General features: G+C 74.2%; 2 protein-coding genes. One reads left to right on the plus strand and one right to left on the minus strand.

The window, feature by feature from the left end; all coding sequences use genetic code 11:
* Positions 1 to 72: 72 nt before the first annotated feature.
* Complete coding sequence (locus tag FRW57_RS21585) at positions 73 to 720, minus strand: hypothetical protein (RefSeq protein ID WP_152187036.1); 648 nt, start codon at positions 718 to 720, stop codon at positions 73 to 75.
* Between the two features lie 158 nt (positions 721 to 878).
* Between FRW57_RS21585 and FRW57_RS21590 the strand changes: the two genes are divergently transcribed.
* Positions 879 to 1,358, plus strand: a 480-nt coding sequence (locus FRW57_RS21590) for a tRNA (adenosine(37)-N6)-dimethylallyltransferase (protein ID WP_420853283.1), incomplete at its 3' end; no start/stop codon positions are given.

A 1,358-nucleotide genomic window follows, 5' to 3' on the forward strand; every position in this document is an offset into this window, starting at 1 on the left:
CCCCGGGCGGCGGATCGTGCCCAGGGCGCCTTCGCGCGCACCGTCGGTATGACGGCCGGCCGGCTGCGCGGGTCAGCCCTGGTCGTCCTCCGGCTCGCCGGCATCCGGGTCCACGTCGGGCAGCAGCCCGGCCGCCTCGTCGGGGTCGGTGCGGAAGCCGCCCTCGCGGTCCGTGCTGGACTCACCGAGCGAACCGGCGCCGGCCTGGGTGTCCCGGTCGGTTCCGTGCTCCGTGCTGTAGTCGCCCGTCGCGGCGGCCCTGTCGGCGGCTCTGGTGTCACCGGCCCCGGTGTCGGCGGCCTGGTTGTCGTAGCCGCCCTGAGCGGTGTCGGTGGAGCTGCCGGAGCCGCTTCCGTCCACCGAACCGCCCGATCCGGCGGAGCCGCCCGAGCCAGTGGTGCCGCCCGATCCGGTGGTGCCGCCCGGCTGGTGCTCGTGCTCGGAACCGGCGCCGCCACCGAAACCGCCCTCCGCGTCACCACGGTCCTGGCTGGACTGCTGGGACTGACCGTAGTCGCCGGGGGAGGAGTCCTGACCCGAGTCCTGCGCGCCGCTGCTGGGCGCGTCGCCGGACTCGGACGGGTTGGCGCTGGCCCGCCCGGCATTGCCCATGCTGCCCATGCCCTCCGACCCGGTCGTGGTGCCGGAGTCGTCGGTCTGCTCGTAGCTCCCGTCGGTCGTGTCGTCGGAGTCGGACCCCGTGTTGTCGAAGTCGCTCATCACAATCTCCCTACCTGTCGAGGTGGAAACGTCGCGCCCTGGGCTTCCCCCGGGACTGCACATGCCCACACCTACCCCAAAGACGGCGTGTCATGGCAGGGCAGCGGCCATCGGATCTGACCGAGTCCCCGCCAGCGGCCTCTGCGAGACTGCCCGCGATGACTGCATCGCACCCTGCGTCCCACCCGCTCCACGACGTCGTGGTCGCGGTCGTCGGTGCCACGGCGAGCGGCAAGTCGGGCCTGGCCCTCGACCTGGCGCAGCGGCTCGACGGTGAGGTCGTCAACGCCGACGCCATGCAGCTCTACCGCGGGATGGACATCGGGACGGCGAAGCTCCCCCTGCAGGAGCGGCGGGGGATCGCCCACCACCAGCTGGACGTGCTGGACGTACGCGAGGAAGCCAGCGTCGCGGCATACCAGCGGTCGGCCCGAGCCGACCTCGAGGCGATCCTCGCGCGCGGGCGGGTGCCGATCGTGGCTGGCGGCTCGGGCCTCTACGTGCGGGCTGCGCTGGACCGGCTCGAGATCCCGCCGACCGACCCGGCGGTGCGGGCGGCGTGGGCCAGTCGGCTCGAGGACGAGGGCGTCGCGGCGCTCTTCGCGCGGCTGGCCGACGCGGACCCGGCCGCGGCCCGC

This window comes from Segeticoccus rhizosphaerae (assembly GCF_009192725.1).
GTDB lineage: Bacteria > Actinomycetota > Actinomycetes > Actinomycetales > Dermatophilaceae > Segeticoccus > Segeticoccus rhizosphaerae.

Coding starts and splice junctions, on each gene's coding strand:
- FRW57_RS21585 (WP_152187036.1), bottom strand. CDS start 720: ATGAGCGACTTCGACAACACGGGGTCCGACTCCGACGACACGACCGAC.